The 1,511-nt window shown below is 36.1% G+C and carries 1 pseudogene; it reads right to left on the reverse strand.

Going from position 1 to position 1,511, the window contains the following annotated elements:
* Positions 1 to 130 precede the first annotated feature (130 nt).
* A pseudogene (locus QM911_RS09795) lies at positions 131 to 1,421 on the reverse strand (IS4 family transposase).
* Between the last annotated feature and the right edge of the window lie 90 nt (positions 1,422 to 1,511).

The raw sequence follows: 1,511 nt of genomic DNA on the forward strand, positions 1-1,511 counted from the left end.
CAATGTCATTAAGTTAGTAATCTAACTATTTGAATAGGAGATAGGATTGAGATCATCAAAGTGATTCTCTATCCTATCTTCTATTTTTTTGCATGACAAATAAAGGTTTTTTCACCCTATTTTTTGAGATTTATGTTACTCTATAGATGAAATCAATTACCGATTGGGCCTTTATTTTTCTTGGATATTTTCGATTCGGTCTAATAATAGATAACTGTTTCTTGAGGTAGTTTTTCAACTGGAGAGAAGAAAGGGAACCGTTAAAAAACAAACGGCAGGCATAAGTCGCATCTGAGAAACACACTTTATATCTTTGCTTTTTGTGACTACTGTCGATGGCAACTTGCGAGGTTACCCAACGACAAAAGTTAAAATTTGTAAATCGGGCAAAGATTTCTTGGAGAATCCCTTCCTTCTTTTTGGCATGAAAATTGACCAAGCCAATACTGTATTTCAGGTCACGAAAACTAGTCTCTATGCCCCATCTGCTGGCGTAGAGATTTTTTAATTGTTGGACTGAATAGTCTGTATTTGTCACTAAAGTTTCGTATTTTCCTTCTTCCGCTTCTAAACGCACCAAACGAAAAGGAAGTTGGTATAGTTCAACAGGGTCATGTTTTTGACTTGTTTCTGGAAGAAAATCAAAAGTAGAATTGTGTGGAATAAAATGATAGTCATTGGGGAAATCACGATAAAGTTTTTTGAGCTGATTGGTTTGTTTTCGTGATAATTTTAGAGAAAAGTTTTGATCAAAACACTCTGTATTTGGCAAGTTGAAGGAGGAACGCATGGATTGTTTTCCATCTCGAATTCGGATGATATAAAGCCATCCTTTTTCTTGAAAATGAGCCATGAGATTGTAACTTTCATAGCCTCTATCCATGATAACAAGAGCTTTCTCGAAAGGGACAAGCCTTCATCATCTGAATCAGAGCTAAGCGCTCATGTTGCGTATGTTTGTCTTGAATAGAAACATCTCTATACACTCCAGTCGTCAAGTCGTATAGGGCATTTATGTGTATGAGATTATAGGATTTAACATCCGTTTGGGTTTGGATAGAGGTTTCTGTATCCATGGGATTTCGAGGAATACAGATATCACTCCCATCTGCAGCGAATATCGGAAGATTGGTGTTAAGTGGAATAGGTGCTGTAAATTCTTTAAATAAGGTATAGAAAGCCTCAGGTTTTATCTGATAGCGTCTTTGAACAAAGGCTGAATTTGAAACTGTCAGTCTAGCATCTAGTAATTCTTTTGACAGTGATTTTCCTCCCATTCCCAGAATGGTACGAATCATGGTTTCTAGTGATAACCTTCTTTTACGAGTAAAGGCCTGTTCATCTTGTTTGACGAGCTCAACTTTTTGACCAAGGATACTCTGAATACTCTTATTCAAGTGGGCTTTTATCTGTTTTATCATGGGAAGTACCTCCTTAACTATCAGTTTAGCACATAAAAAAAGAAACCCAAATACAGAATTGTATTTGAATTTCTTAACTTAATGACATTG

Origin of the sequence: Streptococcus infantis (genome assembly GCF_047460825.1) — a bacterium.
Classification (GTDB): Bacteria; Bacillota; Bacilli; order Lactobacillales; family Streptococcaceae; genus Streptococcus; species Streptococcus infantis_V.